Annotated in this window: 11 protein-coding genes and 3 pseudogenes; 8 read left to right on the top strand and 6 right to left on the bottom strand. The window is 39.6% G+C overall.

Annotated elements, in window-relative coordinates; translation table 11 throughout:
• Positions 1-25 precede the first annotated feature (25 nt).
• The 8 genes and pseudogenes from FTU12_RS00450 to FTU12_RS00415 all read left to right on the top strand — a co-directional run.
• Positions 26-5,089, top strand: coding sequence for an RHS repeat-associated core domain-containing protein (locus FTU12_RS00450; RefSeq protein WP_180113518.1), 5,064 nt, complete (start codon positions 26-28; stop codon positions 5,087-5,089).
• Positions 5,090-5,092: 3 nt separating this feature from the next.
• On the top strand, positions 5,093-5,563 hold the full coding sequence (locus FTU12_RS00445) for a hypothetical protein (RefSeq protein ID WP_180113517.1): 471 nt from the start codon (positions 5,093-5,095) through the stop codon (positions 5,561-5,563).
• Between the two features lie 127 nt (positions 5,564-5,690).
• Positions 5,691-6,395: pseudogene (locus tag FTU12_RS00440) on the top strand (RHS repeat-associated core domain-containing protein); the annotation flags it as partial.
• An 874-nt stretch (positions 6,396-7,269) separates the two neighbouring features.
• Complete coding sequence (locus FTU12_RS00435) at positions 7,270-7,737, top strand: hypothetical protein (RefSeq protein WP_180113516.1); 468 nt, start codon at positions 7,270-7,272, stop codon at positions 7,735-7,737.
• A gap of 100 nt (positions 7,738-7,837) precedes the next feature.
• A pseudogene (locus FTU12_RS00430) lies at positions 7,838-8,149 on the top strand (hypothetical protein); the annotation flags it as partial.
• A gap of 231 nt (positions 8,150-8,380) precedes the next feature.
• Positions 8,381-9,163, top strand: coding sequence for a putative type VI secretion system effector (locus FTU12_RS00425; RefSeq protein ID WP_180113514.1), 783 nt, complete (start codon positions 8,381-8,383; stop codon positions 9,161-9,163).
• Positions 9,144-9,917, top strand: a complete 774-nt coding sequence (locus FTU12_RS00420; RefSeq protein ID WP_257227270.1) for a putative type VI secretion system effector — start codon at positions 9,144-9,146, stop codon at positions 9,915-9,917. The genes FTU12_RS00425 and FTU12_RS00420 overlap by 20 nt, the downstream gene beginning before the upstream one ends.
• 108 nt (positions 9,918-10,025) lie before the next feature.
• Positions 10,026-10,280, top strand: a pseudogene (locus tag FTU12_RS00415) (transposase); the annotation flags it as partial.
• Between the two features lie 38 nt (positions 10,281-10,318).
• Here the strand turns inward: FTU12_RS00415 and FTU12_RS00410 are convergent.
• The 6 genes from FTU12_RS00410 to leuS all read right to left on the bottom strand — a co-directional run bounded on the left by FTU12_RS00410 (position 10,319) and on the right by leuS (position 19,553).
• A complete protein-coding gene (locus FTU12_RS00410; RefSeq protein WP_168378490.1) occupies positions 10,319-11,722 on the bottom strand; it encodes an efflux transporter outer membrane subunit in 1,404 nt (467 codons plus the stop codon).
• A gap of 10 nt (positions 11,723-11,732) precedes the next feature.
• Positions 11,733-13,712, bottom strand: a complete 1,980-nt coding sequence (locus FTU12_RS00405; RefSeq protein ID WP_168378444.1) for a MacB family efflux pump subunit — start codon at positions 13,710-13,712, stop codon at positions 11,733-11,735.
• A 2-nt stretch (positions 13,713-13,714) separates the two neighbouring features.
• Positions 13,715-15,067 (bottom strand): MacA family efflux pump subunit, encoded by a 1,353-nt coding sequence (locus FTU12_RS00400; RefSeq protein WP_168378445.1) that lies wholly within the window; start codon positions 15,065-15,067, stop codon positions 13,715-13,717.
• A 136-nt stretch (positions 15,068-15,203) separates the two neighbouring features.
• On the bottom strand, positions 15,204-16,187 hold the full coding sequence (gene holA / locus FTU12_RS00395; protein WP_168378446.1) for a DNA polymerase III subunit delta: 984 nt from the start codon (positions 16,185-16,187) through the stop codon (positions 15,204-15,206).
• 9 nt (positions 16,188-16,196) lie between these two features.
• The gene (gene lptE, locus FTU12_RS00390; protein ID WP_078192675.1) at positions 16,197-16,730 is read right to left on the bottom strand and encodes an LPS assembly lipoprotein LptE; all 534 of its coding nucleotides are present in this window, start codon (positions 16,728-16,730) and stop codon (positions 16,197-16,199) included.
• Between the two features lie 201 nt (positions 16,731-16,931).
• On the bottom strand, positions 16,932-19,553 hold the full coding sequence (gene leuS, locus FTU12_RS00385; protein ID WP_180113513.1) for a leucine--tRNA ligase: 2,622 nt from the start codon (positions 19,551-19,553) through the stop codon (positions 16,932-16,934).
• Positions 19,554-19,625 lie beyond the last annotated feature (72 nt).

Here is a 19,625-nt window from a genome sequence, read left to right as displayed (position 1 = left end):
TAGAATTTGAGTAATAGGTTTTTACATGACAACTGAGCAAAATGTTCAACAAGAACAACAGACAACAACTAAGCCAGCAGTTGAACTGGCGATTTTTAACTTAGAGAGTGTGACGCATACAGAAGATCATAAGTTTATTGCACATCAAATTGAAAACTATTTAAAGCAATGTGGTAATACCAACTTAGGGCAGTTGAAAAGTCTTGCTAATGTACCAACGGTTGCCAATATTTTTGCACTTTCAGGTTCAGTCTTAGATTTACTATTGTTTTGTACTGAGCAAAAACAAGGTGAGTCAGGAGTACAGCAAGGCGCTTTACTTTGTATGAACTTGATTGGTTTATACTTAGAACCCAAAGCCGAAGCTCATGTACGAATGGCTTTACGTCCTTTATTGGGACTCATGGCTGAATGTTTATATCCGCAAAATGGTAAAGTCAAAGAAGCCGATATCCGTCGCATGTCTTTGCATTTAAATGCGCAAATGGCAGGGGATATAGAAAAATTCCTGACTGAAACACAAGCTAAATTACCTACCTTGCTTTCAGGTGCAAGCACATTGGGTATATCCATACTCTCAGCCTTTGCAACTGAAACGAAATCAGGACTGGTATCACCAACCATTAATTTTGGCGCAACTGCCGAAAAACGAGATCCAACGGAACAATTTAGTAACTGGACGAAACCGCTGATTGATCTGACACAAACCAGTGCGCTTGCTAGTTTGATACCGAAACTTAAAAAGCCAACAGGGGTCACATCTTTACAGTTGGAAGCACAACAAGCACAATCGCTTTTACCGAATCTAATTCAGCAACAAGCAAATACAGGTACAAAATATAGTATTGCTTGGTTGATACAAGAAACCTTAAAAGCCATCAAAAAACAAGGCAATAAAGCCAGTGCCAGCGTTCCTTTAAATCAAACTGGTGAGCATGAGCAGCATACAACAGGTGATACTTTAGAGTTTTTAACTTTACAGGCCGATGCACTGAATAATCCGCCTTGCCAAGGAGCTGACTCACAATCTAAGCACAGTATCAGCTATTCCATTGGCGCAGAACGAGTCAATCATACTGATTTCTACTTACCCAAAGTGGGCTTTAGCTTCAGCCGTCAATATAATTCGCAAATGCATGAGTTTGATGGCAGCATGATGGGCGCGCGTTGGATGATGCCTTTTTCGAATGTCATTAGCCAAAATAAAAATGGCTACTTATTTATAGACAGTAATGGGCGCAAGCATCAGTTGCCTGAGTCAATCCTGTATGAAGCTTATACGGTACCTTATGAGGGCTTTACGGTAGAACCTTTAGAAAATGAAGACTTAGTCCTAAATTTTGGTTCAGCTTGGAGTTTTCATTTTCATAGTTTCAATGGTGGAAAGCACTATCAGTTGATTCAGCAATTCAATGAAGAAACAGATGAAAAAGTTGCTTTAAGTTATTTACTATTTGAACAGCAGGCTTATCTGCAAAGTATTGATTTTCAACTGAAGCGAGGAAAACACCAGCTCAAGTTTGCCTTTAATGAACAAGTGAAAATCATTGCTGCCTTTGTGGATGAGCAAGCAGAGCCAGTTTCACGCTATAAATATGATACGCAAGGTAATTTAATTCAGGCAGTGGATCAAAATGGCCATGTACGCAGCTATGAATATAATGATGCGCATCAACTGACTCGCTATACCGACCGTACTGGTCGTGGGCAAAATATCCGTTATGAATCAAAAGAGGCGAATGCCAAAGCCATCGCAGAATGGGCAGATGATGGTAGTTTTAAAACACGTTTGGAGTGGCACCCGAGACTGCGCCAAGTTGCTGTATATGATGCTTATGATGTGCCGACCTATTACTATTTTGACTTAGATGGTTTTACCTATCGCACACGCTTAGCCGATGGCCGTGAAAAATGGCTATCGCGTGACAGTCAAAAACGTATTACCCGTCAAATTGATTTTGCAGGCCTAGAAACCGAACAAGTTTATAACGAGCAAGATCAGCTGATTAAAATTGTACAGCCGAATGGAGGCATCATCCGTTTTGCCTATGATGAAGCAGGAAATTTGACGGAAACTAAAGATCCAGAAGGTCATATTTGGAAAAAAGAATACGATGCAGACGGTAATGTAACGAAGGAAATTAATCCTTTAGGTTATAGCACGCAATATAAATACAACAACGATAATCAAGTTGTAGAAATCATTGATGCCAAAGGCGGCGCTAAAAAAATTCAATACAATGATTTGGGGCAAATGACCGCATATAGCGATTGTTCAGGTAAAGAGAGCGCATGGGAATACGATGAAGAAGGCGCACTGACGGCCCAGCAGTCTGCTGATGCACAGCAAGTCAAATATATCTACAGCACAGATGGCAAAGACAAAGGCCAGCTTAAAGCAATTGTCTACCCTGATGGTTTAAAAGAACAATTTGAGCATGATGAAGAAGGGCGCTTGCTCAAGCATACGGATACCAAAGGTTTAAGCACGCAGTACCGTTATAACGCTGCGGGTTTGCTCGAACAGCGTATAGATGCGAACCGTCATCAAATTGGCTACCAATGGGATCAGCAAGGCCGTATTCAAAAGCTGATCAATCAAAACCATGCAGAATATTTATTTGAATATAACCGTTATGGTCAATTGGCACGTGAACAGGCCTTCGACGGCGAAGAAAAATATTATAGCTACAATGAAAACGGTCAGCTGTTCCAAATCCGTCAGCCGAATGTGTTTACTCAATTTGCATATTTTGCTGATGGCGCAATCGCTTCAAAAACTTATACTCATGTACAAACTCGTGTAAGTCAAACAGAAGAATTTGAATACAACCTGAATCATCAGTTGAGTAAGGCGAGGAATAAAGACAGTCAAATCGATTTTTATCGCAACGCGCTTGGCCAATTGGTTCGTGAGCATCAGCATTATAAAGTGCCGCATTTAACTCCGCTGACGGCTGTGCTGCGTTATGAATATGATGTGCTGGGAAATTTAACTCAAACGATTCGCCCTGATGGACAGGTTCAAAGCAATTTGAGTTATGGTTCAGGGCATATTTATGGCATTGCGTTAAATAAAAAAGACATGGTGGCATTTCAGCGCGATGACTTGCACCGTGAAACAGCGCGGATGCTTGCTAATGGATTAGTTCAAAGCAAAAATTATAATGATGTAGGTTTACTCAGTTCGCAGCTGATTCAGCCAGAGCAAGAGACTTTAGGGCGAGTACAGCATCAAGCAGAACGGCAGTATCATTATGATCAAAATTATCTACTCATGCAGGTGGACGACAGCCGTTTAGGCAAGCTGAATTATCAATATGATGCGGTTGGCCGTTTGATACAGAGTCAAAGTGTGCATAAAACGGAAAGCTTTACTTTTGACCCTGCGGGGAATTTAATTGACCCGATTGCCACGCAAGCATCTCAAGTGAAAAGTAATTTGATATCGCAATATAAAGGCAAAAATTATAAATACGATGCACAAGGTAATGTGATTGAAACTAACCATGCAGGTAAAACATTAAAACTGACGTGGGATAACCTGAATAGATTGATTCGCAGTGATCATCAGGGGCAGGTGACTGAATATGGTTACGATGTATTTGGACGACGCTTGTTTAAGAAAAACCAAAATGCGCAAACTCTCACATTATTCGGTTGGGACGGTGACTTGATGATTTGGGAGTCACAGCAATCTAATAAAGCGGAAGAAAACTACACCAAGCATTATGTCTATGAACCGAAGAGTTTTGTACCGCTGCTGCAAACTGGCTATACAGGGTTTATCAAGCTTGTAGAAACGCCTGACTATGCTCAATTTCAGCATGAAGATTATTCGGTTTATAAAGATCTAATCTGGAAAACCGAAACTAGAAAGAATAAAGCTGAATTAGAAAAAATTGCCTTTTACCACTGTGATCAAGTGGGTACACCGCAGACTTTAAGTAATGAGTTAGGTGAGTGTATTTGGGAAATTAAACAGGATACATGGGGTACAACTTTAGAGATTAACACCAGTGAAAATTTATTAGAGCAAACCAATATTCGTTTTCAAGGACAGTACTATGATGAAGAAACAGGATTACATTATAACCGGTACAGATACTACGAGCCGTTTAATGGAAGGTATGTAAGTAAAGATCCAATCGGCTTGTTTGGTGGATTGAATAGCAAGATCTATGTAAAAGACCCGAATCAGTGGGTGGATCCAATGGGTTTAATGGCTGATTATGCTTGGACAGATGGAAATGGGAGTTTTTCAAGAACTAAGGATTCAAAACATAAATATGCTGCTGATTCGATAACAAAGGCTCGAGATGTGCAAATGCAAAGGGAGTCACAAATTTTGTCTGAAAATAGGCAAAGAACAATAGATCTTCAAGAAAAAAATAAGAAAACTGTAGACTCTTGGAATGCTTCTGCACAAAGCATGAATGAAATAAATAGGCAGTTATCAAAAGGTTATGGGGAAGAGAGGCCATTGGTTCTTCAAGATAGACCAAGCCCAATTATGGCCAGTATACTTAGAGGTGGTGAAAGATTATCAAAGGCTGATACATCCTCCTCACTAAATTCAGCATTAGTGAAAAGAGCGGCACTAACATGTGGAGCATTGGATTATGCTATTTGTACAGGTGGTACAGGCCCTCTAGCTGCCGGTGCAGTTGTTAATTTACATAATGGTAATGTTTTTGCGACAGGTTCATACAGTGGAACAACTATTCCAAATGAAATTATAAAATCGTTTGATTATGGGAAAATGGCACCAAGGGAATTTGGGAAACAATTGTTGAAAACAGTTAGTACAAAAGGAGGCGGATGTAGTTTTGGATATATAACAAATAAGCCTTCTGATCTTCCAACGGGAGATTTTGTGGATAGGTGGTTACCTGGCAGGGGGGTCACTATGACAGCAGGCTTTAGGGGGATTACAGGGGGAGTAACTATACCAGATGGTCAGGATTTATTTGATTCGGAAGCTCAAATTGGTATTGAAGGTGGTATTGGTACAACAAGAGCTGATATATCTCGCACCGTTACTGTAGAAACGAATTATGAAATTAATATTTTTAATAAAAGGAATTAATTAATGTTAAAATTTCGGATAAAAAGGACATGGTTTATAATTTTTTTTATATTAATTGCTTCTTGTGTGAATACAAAAACATCAAATGAAAGTAAAGATTTTTCATTCATAATTGGTAGGTTTTTTGGAAATTACGTTCCATTAGAAAAAGTATGGGTTAATAAGCCTGAAAGTAAATACTCAATTACTTATATTGATAAAAAAAATCTTTCAATGAGTGAGTTTAATAATATTAGACATAAATTAAAAAAAGCAGGCTGGAGAGAGATTTCAAATCAAGATAATTATTATGAGTATTGTTTAGGTGAGAAGATGTATATGGGGGTATTGTATCCAATCCATAAGAAACACTTTAACTCAAAAGGTTTAGAAGTTAAATATACGAATATCGATAATTGGCTTATTGGCTTGTCTTTTGGTGAGGGTGGGGTAGATTATTGTAAAAATGATGTTGAAAAAATAAAACTAGAATAAATATTTTTTATATAAATTAATTTAAAAAATCTGAGGTTTATTAAATTTTGTGTGAATAGGCTTCGGAACTTGTAAATAAATATTAAGATGGTAGATAGTTGCTTCTTGTGTAAAGAAAAGTAATTGAAAAAAATTAAAACTGACGTGGGATAACCTGAACCGTTTGATCCAAAGTGACCATAATGGTCAGGTGACTGAATATGGTTATGATGTATTTGGACGGCGCTTATATAAGAAAAATCAAAATGCGCAAACCCTGACCTTATTCGGCTGGGACGGTGACCTGATGATTTGGGAGTCTCAGCAATCTAATAAAGCGGAAGAAAACTACACCAAGCATTATGTCTATGAACCGAAGAGTTTTGTGCCATTACTACAAACAGGCTATACAGGGTTTATCAAGCTTTTAGAAACCCCTGACTATGCTCAATTTCAGCATGAAGATTATTCGGTTTATAAAGATCCGCTATGGAAAACGGAAACACGAAAAAATAAAGCTGAATTGGAACGGGTGCTTTTTTATCACTGTGACCAAGTTGGTACACCACAAACGCTTAGTAATGAGCGAGGTGAATGTATTTGGGGTATTAAGCAAGATACATGGGGTACAACTTTAGAGATTAAGACCACTGAAAATTTATTAGAGCAAACCAACATTCGTTTTCAAGGGCAATATTACGATAGTGAAACAGGTTTGCACTATAACCGTTATAGATATTATGAGCCGTTTAGTGCGAGATATGTAAGTAAAGATCCAATTGGGCTAGAAGGAGGACTTAATAACTTAGCTTATGTAAGTGATCCGAATCAGTGGGTAGATCCGATGGGGTTGGCGAAAGTATTTATTCATCCCGATGGGACATATTCCGATAGGTATGTGCCTGGAAGTAAGGGCTTAAATTCTGAAGCTCAGGAATACATTGCCAAACTTAACCAACGTTCAAGTACACAAGCTATATCTAAAAATAATTCATCATCTTATAAATCATCAGATTATAGTAATCAAGCTAGTCAAGATTATCGTAATGCTATACAACAAAATATAGTAGCATTTGAAACTTTGGATCGTGGAACTAAGCAACTTGCGCAAATATATACTCAAAAGAACACTCAACCATATGTCTATCAAGTTTCATCCAAACCTAGTTTTGTGGAACGTATAAATGAGCAAGCAAAAAGTAATGCCCAAATGTATCCTAGTAGAAGGACGGAACCATATAAAAAGCAGAATTCTACTTTTGGAGAGGATCCACGTAGAAAAGGGTGCCAATGTAAAATTTATGATTATCTAGCCTGTGGTGGCGGTCTTCTTGGCCATAACGTAACTTTAGTTAAAAATCTATGGGCAGATGAGTCAGAAGGATGGTATTTAGCTGGATCCAAAGGAGCATTAATTACACAAACAGTGCCTAAATCACCTAAAGATTTAGTGGGTGCTAGTTGTTCGGCTGGGATTATTCATAATTTAGATAAAGCTGTAATAGATAGATTTGGTATGAAAGATCTTACACATGAAGTCGTAAATGGCGCTTCGGCATCATTTGGGGCAATAGTTGGTCCAGGTGTTGGCGTTGGATTAAATTACGTAGTACCGATGTTGACTAAAAATAGTCCTGCATATGGAGCTAAATCAGTTGAATTAGTTATAGGCACAGTAGGTGTAAACGCAGATATTGGTATTACTTCGAAGATGTCGCGAGAGTCTTATGATTAAAAAAATTAATATTGTATATTTCTTTATTTTGTTGGTCTTAATTGGCTGTACATCACAGCATGATAAAAAACATGATTTATCTAAAAGTCCAAAAAATATTTATTTTACTCAACAGGCAGAATTATTGTTTGGGAGCGTTTTACTTAATAAAATGAGCTTCTCATCTTACAGTTCGGATAAAGTTTCATATATTATTTATAGTAATGATTTTAAAATTGAAAATTTTAATAAGGATAAGAATCAGTTGTTAAAAAACAATTCATGGGAGTTTTATAAGAAAATAAATTCAAGTTATATATATTGTAATGGAGTCGATGAATTAGAAATAATTACTCCTATGAGTATTTATGGTAATGAAAAGCTACATACAGGTTCTACTGGTATGCAGTTAGAGGATGGATGGAATATTTTGTTTTCACATCCAAAAAATTCTACGACTTATGAATGTAATAGGCGTTAAAATAAGAAAAAATTGGGAGCAAGGTAAAATATTAAGATTTAATTGGGTGGTACTCATATAACGCCAATAAAATCACTAAACCCTGACTTTATTCGGCTAGGACGGGGACTTGATGATTTGGGAGTCACAACAATCAAATAGCAAAAACCCTGAAAATAATGAAAACTACACTAAGCATTATGTCTATGAACCAAAGAGCTTTGTGCCACTACTGCAAACGGGCTATACAGGTTTTATCAAGCTTTTAGAAACTCCTGACTATGTCCAATTTAAGCATGAGGATTATTCGGTGTATAAAGATCTGATTTGGAAAACGGAAACTAGAAAGAACAAAGCCGTGTTGGAACGAGTTGCCTTTTACCACTGTGATCAAGTGGGTATGCCGCAAACATTGACTAATGAGTTGAGTGAACATATATAGGAAATCAAATAGGTTACACGGGGTAAGGCTTTAAAAATTAATGCTAGTAAAAACATTTTAGAGCAAACTAATATCATTTTATACGATTTAGCTAAGAACTTGTATTTTGATAGCAAACTTGAGAATTGGTGTAGTAAATCAGCTTTTGGTTTAGATAAAAGTAAATTTAAGAATATATTGGAGGAGGATAAGGCATTTAGTGAGGCCTTACAGAGTATATAAATGATTAATGCAAAAAAAATTGTGGGTAGAATAGAAAGTCTTAAATGTGAAGACTCTGTTATACAGCCTTTTAAAAATATTGGTAAACAAGTCGCAACTACAGTTCTGCTAGGAGTATTGACAGAAAGTACTTCACTCTTAAGTGCAGCCCCAATATTAATTCTCGCTTCAAAAGGTAGGAGAGCAAAAACTTTTACTTTTAAAATAGATGGGATTGATGTTATTGGGCAATTTACTACAGTAAAATTTAATGAAGGGGATCAAGTTGTTACCATTATTAGTGAGGAGCAAGATAAAGGGTTTTATTTAGCTTATGCAGTGTTAATACCAAATAAGGGAATACTTCATATGTTGTATGATTCTGGGCGTTCATTTAAAAAGCATTGTTTACATTTACTTAAATGGGCAATAGTACTAAGCATATTTTCATGCATTTTTTTTACTATCATTGCTTTGGTAGGTTATTCAAATGCTGATAATGGAAAAGATATCATAGACTTTAAAAATCAATTAATAATCTCTTATTTAGTGTCATTTATATTTTCGTTTGGTCTACTATTTAGCTTTTTAATTGGTAAAGATAATGTACGTTTTTTAGGTCGATATAGTGAGAAAATTTTTGAAATATTAGAGTTTGAACAACCTAAAAATCAAAATCTTTTTAACTCATATCTGATCGATGAAGAAGGTTTGCATGTCAGTGTTTTAGATTATAGAAAAAGTTTGATTGGTAAAGATTTCTATCCAAAGGATTATTTTGACAATGAAAATGATAAAAATTGAAGGTCGTATTAATAATCTTGAAGTAGAAGACTCTAAAATTTTGTCCATTGGTAATTTAGGTAAACATGCTGCGAATACTGCGTTAATTGGTACATTGGCTGGAAGTACTTCCTTAATGAGTAATGCGCCCATTATGGCATTAGCTGCAAAAGGTAGAGACGGAGAGACTTTTAGAGGTGAGATTAACGGAATTCGCGTTGTTGGTCAGTTCACTGGTGTAAAGTTTAAAAATAATACACCTTTAATTATGGTCATAAGTGAAGAGCAAGAGGAAGGATACCATTTTGTATATGCAGCTTTAGATCCTAAAAAGGGGCTTTTACACATGCCATATGAAATGGGGCGCTCTAAAAAGAAAACTTATTTAACATCAATAAAATATGCAATTATTTTCTCATTAGTAATGATTATTCTTGCTAGTGCAATAGCTGTTATGCAATATTTTAGCGGAGATTTTACAATAGATGAAATTAAGTTGAATCTAATGATTTTTTATCCTGTTGGTATTCTATTTTCATTTTTCCTAATGTTTTGCTTTTTATTGGGTAAAAATAACTTGAGAGAATTAGCACAAGTTTCAGAAAATGTATTTGAAATGCTCAATTTTTCAGATGTAAAAGAACAAGACTTATATAAATTTAGGCTTATAGATAGTGATGGCTTTTACCCGAGTGTGATGAAATATAGAGATGTTTTGATAGGAAAAGACCCTTTTCCTGAAGACTATTTTGACAAGAAAAATGAAAAAAATTGAAGGCAAGTTGCAAAATATTGAAATCTTACACTCTAAGATTCTGATATCTTGAATGGCTTTGTTGCACAAACCTATCGTTAAGGGCTTATTCCACAATATAATTTTCAAATGAATAAGCCTACACACAAAATCTACCGCACAACCAATTGGCCCGCATATAACAGAGCTCTCATTAATCGTGGGAATATTGCTATTTGGTTCGATCCAAAGACCCATTGGTATGCACAATCACAAGGTAAACAAGGTCGAAATAAAACTTACTCTAACACCGCTATTCAATGTTGCCTAATGATTAAATCCCTATTTCGACTCTCTTTAAGCATGGTTACAGGTTTTGTTCAAAGCCTGATTAAGCTTTGGGGAAATGAAATAAAAAGCCCCTCAGGGCTTTTTAATATATATCAAGGCAACTGCTGAATCGGACTGCCACCCAACGCCTGCATTAAAGTCACATAAGCATTATATTGACTCTGCTTGGTTTGAACCAAAGACAGTCGCGCATTACGTGTGGTCTCCTGTGCATCTAGCAAGTTTTTCAACGCAATTGCACCATTACGATAACGAACTTCAGTCAAACGCTCAGTCTTTTCTGCAAGTTGTACATTACGCTCTTGCAAAGCAACTTGTTGACTTAACTCAGTACGATTGGATAGCGCATTTTCCACATCGGCAAAAGCCTGATACAAGGTCTGACGATATTGAATAATAGATTTTTCATAATCCAAATCACTAATCGCGAGGTCTTTCTTCATATCGTTATATTGCAAGAAAGGTAAACTCAAACTCGCACCCAAAGCCAAAGCAGGGTTTTGTAATAAGTTACTCAAAGAGGTACTGCTCGATCCTAAACTGCCAGTCAAACTAATCGAAGGGTAGTAACTCGCTTTCGTTGCATCTTTATTTGCCAAAGCTTTACGTAATCTTAATTCGCTCGCTTGTAAATCTGGACGGCGAGACAACAACTCGGCAGGTAAACCCGCTGCAATCGTCGGTAATGCAATTCGAGGTAAACGCTGCGGCTCTGAAATATTCAGTTGTTGCACAGGTTCATGCAATAACACAGCCAATGCAGTACGTGTTTCCACTTTTTGTTGGGCAATTTGGCTTAAGGTCGCTTTTTGACTTTGGACCGACTGTTCCGCTTGGGTTAGATCTAAACCTGACACAGCGCCGGCTTTATATTGTACCTTGACTAAGTCATAGGTTTTTTGTGTACTGGCTAAGTTTTGCTGCGCAATACTGTAGCGCTCATTTAAATAACCGAGCTGCCAATATAGATTAGCTGTTGTTGCAATCAAGCTTTGGGCCGTGGCTTGCAGGTCTTGTTCAGTCGCTAAAGCTTCCCATTTTGCGGCCTCAGTCTGGCTAGCCAAACGACCAAATAAATCTACTTCATAACTAACGCCACCACTGAGTGATACACCTTTTGATGAGTCATCACCTGAGTTAAGGTCAAAGTTATGTCCAGTTGAAACACTTGAACTCACGCGTGGCCCTTGTTTATTTTCAGCCAAACCTGCTTGTAGTCGAGCTTGCTGTAAATTAATACCTGCTACAGCTAGGTCTGTATTCGCAGCTAAAACTTGATTCACCAACTGGTTTAATTGAGCATCATTAAACAATGTCCACCATTGGTCAGCATAAGTATCTGCATGAACTTGCTGAGTCATGGCTTTTGCATTTTGAAATTGCGTCGGGATTTGTGTTGCAGGAGCTTCATACGGCGTCTTAACCACAGCGGCACAGCCGACTAAGCTAGTTCCGAGAATGAAGGCACTTGCAAGTTTAGTTAAGGTCATTTGCATCATTATTTCCTTATTCGCGAGAAAGCGCATCGACAGGGTTAAGCTGTGCGGCATTACGTGCAGGTATAAAGCCAAACACAATACCAATCATACTTGAGCAGACAAATGCAGCAACGATAGACGTCGTTGAATAGGCCATTTGGAATGTTCCACCGGCAAAATGACTAATCAATTGTCCAATACCTAAAGATAATATAACCCCAAGCACACCGCCTAAGATACACACCAACACCGCCTCAATCAGGAACTGCTGTAAAATGTCACTTTGACGGGCACCCACGGCCATACGTACACCAATTTCTTGGGTACGCTCAGTCACAGAAACCAACATAATGTTCATGACCCCAATACCACCGACGATCAATGAAATCACCGCAATCGCTGATACCAATAAGGTCATTGTTGCAGTGGTTTGTTGAATGGTTTCACGGATACTATCGGAGTTTTGTGTAAAGACATCTTGCGCGCCATGACGTTGCACCAATAAGTTCAATATGGCATTTTCAGCAGCAGCACTTGGGTATTCATCTTTCACTCGGACAATGATGCTGCGCACATTAGACTGCCCCAGCATACGACTCATGACCGTTGAATAGGGCAAATACACATTCAGGCTATCTGAGTTGCCCATCATGCTTTTTTGTTCTTCGATCACGCCAATGATACGGCTCGGCACACTACCTAATAAAATGACTTGACCCACAGGGTTGGTGCCATCTGCAAAGAAAGTATTTTTAGTATTACTATCAATCACCACATCTTGCGCTTGCTCAGTCACGCTTTCTTTATCAAAAGGCTGACCCGAAGCGAAGTTCATTCCTTTGACATAGAAGAAATCTTCACTCACGCCATTTACTGTGGTCGACGCTTCTGTGTCTTTAAAACGTGCTGTGACAGATGAATTGACTGAAGGACTAACGCCATCAACATAAGGCTGTTCAGCAAGGGCCGTTGCATCGGCAGGAATCAACGTTTTGGCTTGAGATGATCTGGAATTATCACCAAAGCCTCGACCTTGATAAACCGTAATGGTATTGGTTCCCAAGCTGCTGATATTTTCTAAAATCTGCTTTTGCGAACCATTACCCAAGGCCACCACGGATACCACCGAGGCAATACCGATAATGATCCCGAGCATGGTGAGAAAGGTCCGCATCCGGTGTGCATTCATGGCAAGGATCGCCATACGGAATGCTTCACCTAGACGGTCAACGGCAGAGCGCCAACTCGAGGTTTTTTTCTGAGAGTTTGGAACGAGTTGTTGCTTTTCTAAAGGTTCATCATCTGTTTCAGGCACATTGGGCTGATCTGAAATGATATTACCGTCAGAAATTTCAATAATTCGAGTCGCATTTTTTGCAACATTATGGTCGTGCGTGACCAAAATAATGGTATGACCTTTGGCATTGAGTTCGCGCAAAATCCGCATTACTTCAATACCACTATTCTTATCTAATGCACCGGTCGGTTCATCGGCAAGAATAACATCGCCACCATTCATGAGGGCACGCGCAATAGACACACGTTGTTGCTGACCACCCGAGAGTTGGCTCGGACGGTTTTGGGTTTTTTCACCCAGTCCAAGATCGGTTAGTAGTTGCTTGGCACGTGCATTGCGTTCGGTTGCATCTGCACCGGCATAGATTGCAGGAACTTCGACGTTACCAGCAGCATTCAAATCACCGAGTAAGTGATAGCGCTGGAAAATAAAGCCAAAATATTCACGGCGTAACTGTGCCAGTTCATCTGGTTCAAGTTCACGGGTTTCACGCCCCTTGACTTTGTAGCTGCCATTTGTGGGTTTATCTAAACACCCCAAAATGTTCATGAGGGTAGATTTACCAGAACCGGACTGACCTACAATTGCTACCAGTTCACCTGGGTAAATCTCAAGATTGACCCCTTTTAGAATCTGGACTGTGCTTTCACCGGCAGGGAATTCACGAGTCAGATTCTTGACCTCGAGTAGAGGTGTTTGATGTTGACTCATGATTACATTCTCATTGGGCCGCCAGCACCACCGCGGTTGCTGCGTTTCGCTGAATCATTTGAAGTATCAGAACCGTCGGCAATCACGACTTTGTCACCTTGTTTTAAGCCACGGATCACTTGTGCGGTCACACGGTTATTTAAACCGAGTAATACCTGTTGTGGTTGAGCTGAACCATCCGCTTGCAATACACGTACCATAGCAACGCTCGCTTTACCTTGTTTGACCAATGTTTTTTCAGCTTCGGTTAGTTCTAAACGTTTAGGACGGTTTGGATTATCTTTATTCGATTTAGCTTCTGCGTTGGTATTTTTATCAACAGATTCACCATTTGCAGATGCATTATTACGGCTACGTTGTGGACGGTTCGAGGTTTGAACGGCTGCGGCAGGTACAGTCAAGACATTCTTGGCTTCATCTAAAATGATATACACCTGAGCAGTCATATCGATACGCAATTTACCGTCTTCATTTGGGACATCAAATAATGCATTGTAGTAAACCGCAGTACTTGAAGACGAAGAGGTGTTATTGTTACTTTCGGTGTTAATTGAGTTCGGCGCAGGTTCAACTTGGCGCAGGGTAGCATAGTGTTTTGTTTCACTGTCGCCCAAGGTTGTAAAATAAACGTTTTGACCTTCTTGGACTTTCATCACATCGGCTTCAGAAATTTCAGCTTTAATGGTCATGGTGTCGAGTTTTGCCAATTTCACAATGGTTGGCGCACTTTGGTTGGCATTTACGGTTTGACCTTCTTCAGTCACAATCGCCACGATGGTTCCATCCATAGGTGCAACAATTTGTGTATAGCCTAAGTCTTCTTTTGCAGTCGCTAAAGTTAAACGTGATTGTTCGATTTGTGCATTAATGGCTGCAATATCAGCTTGTGCAGTTTTATAACTTGCTAGCGCAGATTCAAGTTCTGCACGACTAGTCGCGTCTTGAGCATACATTGCTTGTTGACGATTATATTCAGCTTGGACTTTTGCAAGATTTGCTTGTTTAACTGCCAATTGCGCTTGTTGGTTTTTGATGCTGGCTTCTGCAGTTTTTAAATCATTTTCCTGACGTACCGAGTCAATACGGGCAATAAGCTGACCTTGTTTAACTTCATCGCCGAGCTGCACATACATCTTTTTCACCTGACCAGAAACCTGTGCACCAACACTCACCATTTTGGTTGCTTCAAGTACACCTGTTGCAAGCACAGAGTTTTCAATGTCACCACGACTCACTTCAGCAGTAATATATTGCGGCTGAGTTTCTTTAGGTTTTAGGAAATGCCATGCAGTGACAGCGATTGCCAAAGCAACGATGATGGCTACGATCAATTTTGCTGGTTTTATTTTTGGCATGATTGGCAGTTAAAAGTTTATAAAGATGATTGAATTATAAGATTTAAATACGGATAAATTGTGAACTTTTTGAACAAATAGTAATGATAATTATTCTTTTATACTGCAATGCAAGTTATTACAGCCTTTTATTAGACTAGAAGAGTCTGCGCCCACACAAGCTGGCAATAGCTTGTTGTACCAAGTGCTCAGGATTTTCATGACCTAAACCTTTTATTGACGCGTCTAAACGAAGTAATAGGGCAGGCCAAGTCAGAAACTCATTGGCATTTAAACGACGTAAAGCTTGTTGATACAGTCCGACTTTGGTCTTCCAAATGCCAATTTGCAAGGCATTTTGTGGTTGCTCAAACAGTTGCATCAGCAAGCGCATTTCCTTACTGATACTCCATAAAATAAGTGACATCGGCTCACCAGAGGCAATCAAATATTGAAAAATTTTAATTGATTGCGCCAAATTGCCTTGCAGCATTGCATCATTTAAATCATAGGTGGTGTAGCGTGACTGATCTTGTAAGCAAGAGTACAGATGATCAATCTGAATCATTTCAGCTTCAGGAAAAGTATCTGCGACACGCATTAAACTATTTTTTGCAGCCAGTAAATTGTGCTCATGATGCTGTTCTAACCATTGCCAAGCATCATTGGCGAGTTGAATGCCAAGCTTTTGCGCCTCGGTGGCTAAGATTTGCTGACGATCTTTAGGGTAATTTGCAGTCAGTGCAACATTGACCCCATTGGCATCAATGGTTTGGAAGAAACTGGTCTTTAAACTCGCACTGTCTTGCTTTGGCATTACCACGAGCAGCAAGTTATTTTCATTTTGCTGCAAATAGCTTTTTAACAGTTTTAGTCCATTGGCATCGGGTTTAATGCTGCCATGTGCCTCAATCGCCAGTTGACTGGAAAATAATGACAAACTATTTAACGCATTAAAGACATTTTTCCAGTCAGCAGCAGAGCTAATGTCATAACGTTGACGCTCGATTTCTCTAGCGCTCCAACTCTTACGAAATGCATCCAGGAGATTTTGTTCAAGTAATGGCTCTTGACCATGTAGCACCCAGGCACCTTGCGCTTCATCTACACGTTTTAATGCCTGAAGATAGTCAAGTTTCATAAATCAAAATTACTCAGCTTTGGTTGGTGCAGTTAGTGGGTTCGCTTTTGGTAAGCGGTTTGATGAAATTTGGCGCACGATCTGTTGTGCAATGTCATCAATAATCACTTGTTTTAAATATTTTTCTTCTTGGTCATCGGTGTTCACGGTTGCAACGTCGTATTGGTAGCTACGTGTTGCCATCAATGTACGTGGTTCAGTCACAGGGTTGCCTTGGGCATCTTCAATTTGGAATGTCACGTTCAAGCGCAGTAAAGTTTCAACCAATTTACCATTGAGTTCTAAACGACGTGGAGTGTAATCCAACACATGTAAGACATAGGCATTTTGATTATTACTCAGTTGCACACCCGCAGAACCTAAATAAATCGCTAACTTTTCATGTAAGTCATCAGTATCTTCAGGAAGTGCCAATCGCATATTGGAATAGGCCACAGGTACAGCAGCAGGGTTGGTGCCTTTTAAATGAAAACCACAACCGACCATGCCTGCGCTCAGGCCCATAGTTAATACAATTGCAGCAACACGTTGAACCAAGTGCATAAAGTGTCCTCTGTTTCCCGAAGGGATAATGTTGAAATCCTGTGTGGATTGTAAAGTCAAAGCCCGTTGACTGGCAACGGGCTTTGTTTGGGAATTGTTTTTTAATCCCTCCCGACCTCCCTTTAAAAAAGGGAGGAGACCCGATTTTTTATTGGGAGCGGGAAGTCCCCCTTTTGTAAAGGGGGATTTAGGGGGATTAAATTAAACCACCAAATTCACTAATTTATTCGGCACCACAATTTCTTTCTTGGTTGGACCAGTCAAGAATTGTTGAACTTCAGGTAATGCTTTTGCTTGTGCAAGAATGTCATCTTTAGAGGCATCGACAGATACTTCTAATTTGCCACGAAGTTTACCGTTTACTTGCACCACAATCGTTTGTGTATTGCGAGTCAGCGCAGATTCATCTACAACAGGGAAGCGTGCTGATGTTAATTCAATACCAAACTCAGCCAATAAGGTTTGGCTTAAATGTGGTGCAAACGGAGCAAGTAAAGTTAGAAGGGTAATGATTGATTCACGTGCAACGGCAACGTCATTGTCATCTTTCGCTTCAAACTTATTGTTTGCATTCAAAAGTTCCATCATCGCAGCAATGGCGGTGTTGAAGGCATGACGACGAGCAATGTCATCACCCACTTTTTGAATGGTTTCGTGTGTTTTACGACGTAAGTCTTGTGCAGCGGTAGAAAGTGTCGCTTTGTCGATGTTGGCAGCAGAGTTGCCTTGTTCAAGGAAACCTGTTGCTAAGCGCCATACACGTTTTAAGAAGCGGTTTGCACCTTCAACACCAGCGTCAGACCATTCTAGTGATTGATCTGGTGGTGCAGCGAACATCATAAATACACGTGCAGTATCTGCGCCGTATTGATCAATAATCGCTTGCGGGTCGATACCGTTATTTTTCGATTTCGACATTTTTTCTTGACCGCCAACCACGACGTCTTGACCATCACCTTGATATTTCGCAGAGATGATACGGCCTTTTTCATCACGTTCTAAGTCGATGTCAGCAGGATTAAACCATGTTTTCTTACCTGACTCAGATTCGCGGTAGTAAGTATCCGCAAGCACCATACCTTGAGTAAGCAAGTTGGTGAAAGGTTCATTGCCTTGTACCACACCTTCATCACGCATCAATTTATGGAAGAAGCGTGCATAAAGTAAATGTAGAATCGCGTGTTCAACACCACCAATATATTGGTTTACAGGAAGCCAAGTTTGACCCGCTTCAGGTTTCACCATACCGTCAGTGAAATCTGGAGATGCATAGCGTGCATAGTACCAAGACGATTCTACGAAAGTATCCAAAGTATCTGTTTCACGACGAGCATAGCCACCACAGCATGGGCAAGTGGTTTCATAGAACTCAGGCATTTTGTTGAGTGGATTGCCTGAACCATCCGGCACCACGTCCGTTGGCAATACAACTGGAAGCTGTTCTTCAGGTACAGGAACCTGACCACATTTTTCACAGTTGATCATTGGAATTGGACAACCCCAATAACGCTGACGAGAAACACCCCAGTCACGTAAACGGAATTGAACTTTCGAGTTGGCAAGTCCAGTCGGTTCTAATTTTGCAAGGAATGCATCGTACGCCCCTTGTAAGTCTAAGCCGTCAAATTCGCCTGAATTCACCAGTTTGCCGTCTTTAGAGCCATACCATTCTTGCCAAATTGTTGCGTCAAACTCTGCATCGTCTGCACCTTTGGCATCAATCACTTGCTTAATGGTTAAGCCATATTTATTCGCAAATTCGAAGTCACGTTCATCGTGTGATGGAACCGCCATCACCGCACCTGAACCGTAAGACATCAAAACGTAGTTTGCGATCCAAACAGGAACTTCTTCACCTGTAACTGGGTGCTTAACTGACAAACCTGTTGCCATGCCTTTCTTTTCAGCAGTCGCAAGGTCTGCTTCAGCAACAGAACCCATACGGCATTCTTCAATAAATGCAGCAAGCTCTGGATTGTTTTCCGCAGCTTTAAGTGCCATTGGGTGCTCTGCTGCAACTGCAACATAAGTCACACCCATTAAGGTGTCAGCACGAGTTGTAAATACAGTTAAACCATCTGCGTAAATATCTGGATTCGCTGAAGGGAAGGTGATTTCCATACCCTGTGAGCGACCAATCCAGTTACGTTGCATGGTTAAAACTTGCTGTGGCCAGCCGTCTTTTAATGTTTCTAAATCGTCAAGTAATTCTTGCGCATAGTCAGTGATGCGGAAGTAGTACATTGGAATATCACGTTTTTCGACCAATGCACCAGAACGCCAGCCACGACCATTTTCAACTTGTTCGTTTGCTAAAACAGTTTGGTCTACTGGGTCCCAGTTCACTGTTGAAAGCTTACGGTAAATTAAACCTTTTTTATAAAGCTGAACGAATAACCATTGTTCCCAACGGTAATATTCAGGTGTGCAAGTTGCAAATTCACGATCCCAATCTACAGAAAGACCTAACTTTTTAAGCTGATTACGCATGTAATCAATGTTTTCAAAAGTCCATTTTGCAGGAGCGACTTGATGGGCAATTGCAGCATTTTCAGCAGGTAGACCGAAAGCATCCCAACCCATTGGTTGTAGCACAGTTTCACCTTGTAAGCGGTGGAAACGGCTGATCACGTCACCAATTGTATAGTTACGCACATGACCCATATGCAGTTTGCCACTTGGATAAGGGAACATAGAGAGGATATAACGACGTGGTCCTTCTACTTGGTCGGCAACTTTGAAGGCTTTGCGATTTTCCCAGTCTTGTTGGACTGTAGGTTCAATCGCACTGGCTTGATATTCAGGGTCAATGTGAGTAGTCATAAACGTAAATAGAAATAACGGTTAAAAAGTTTGTGCTACAGCATAGCGCAAAATACGCCTAGAGTGAATTTT

This window comes from Acinetobacter sp. YH12063 (assembly GCF_013419715.1).
Taxonomy (GTDB): Bacteria; Pseudomonadota; Gammaproteobacteria; order Pseudomonadales; family Moraxellaceae; genus Acinetobacter; species Acinetobacter amyesii.
This window is presented reverse-complemented; position numbering and strand designations above follow the sequence as displayed.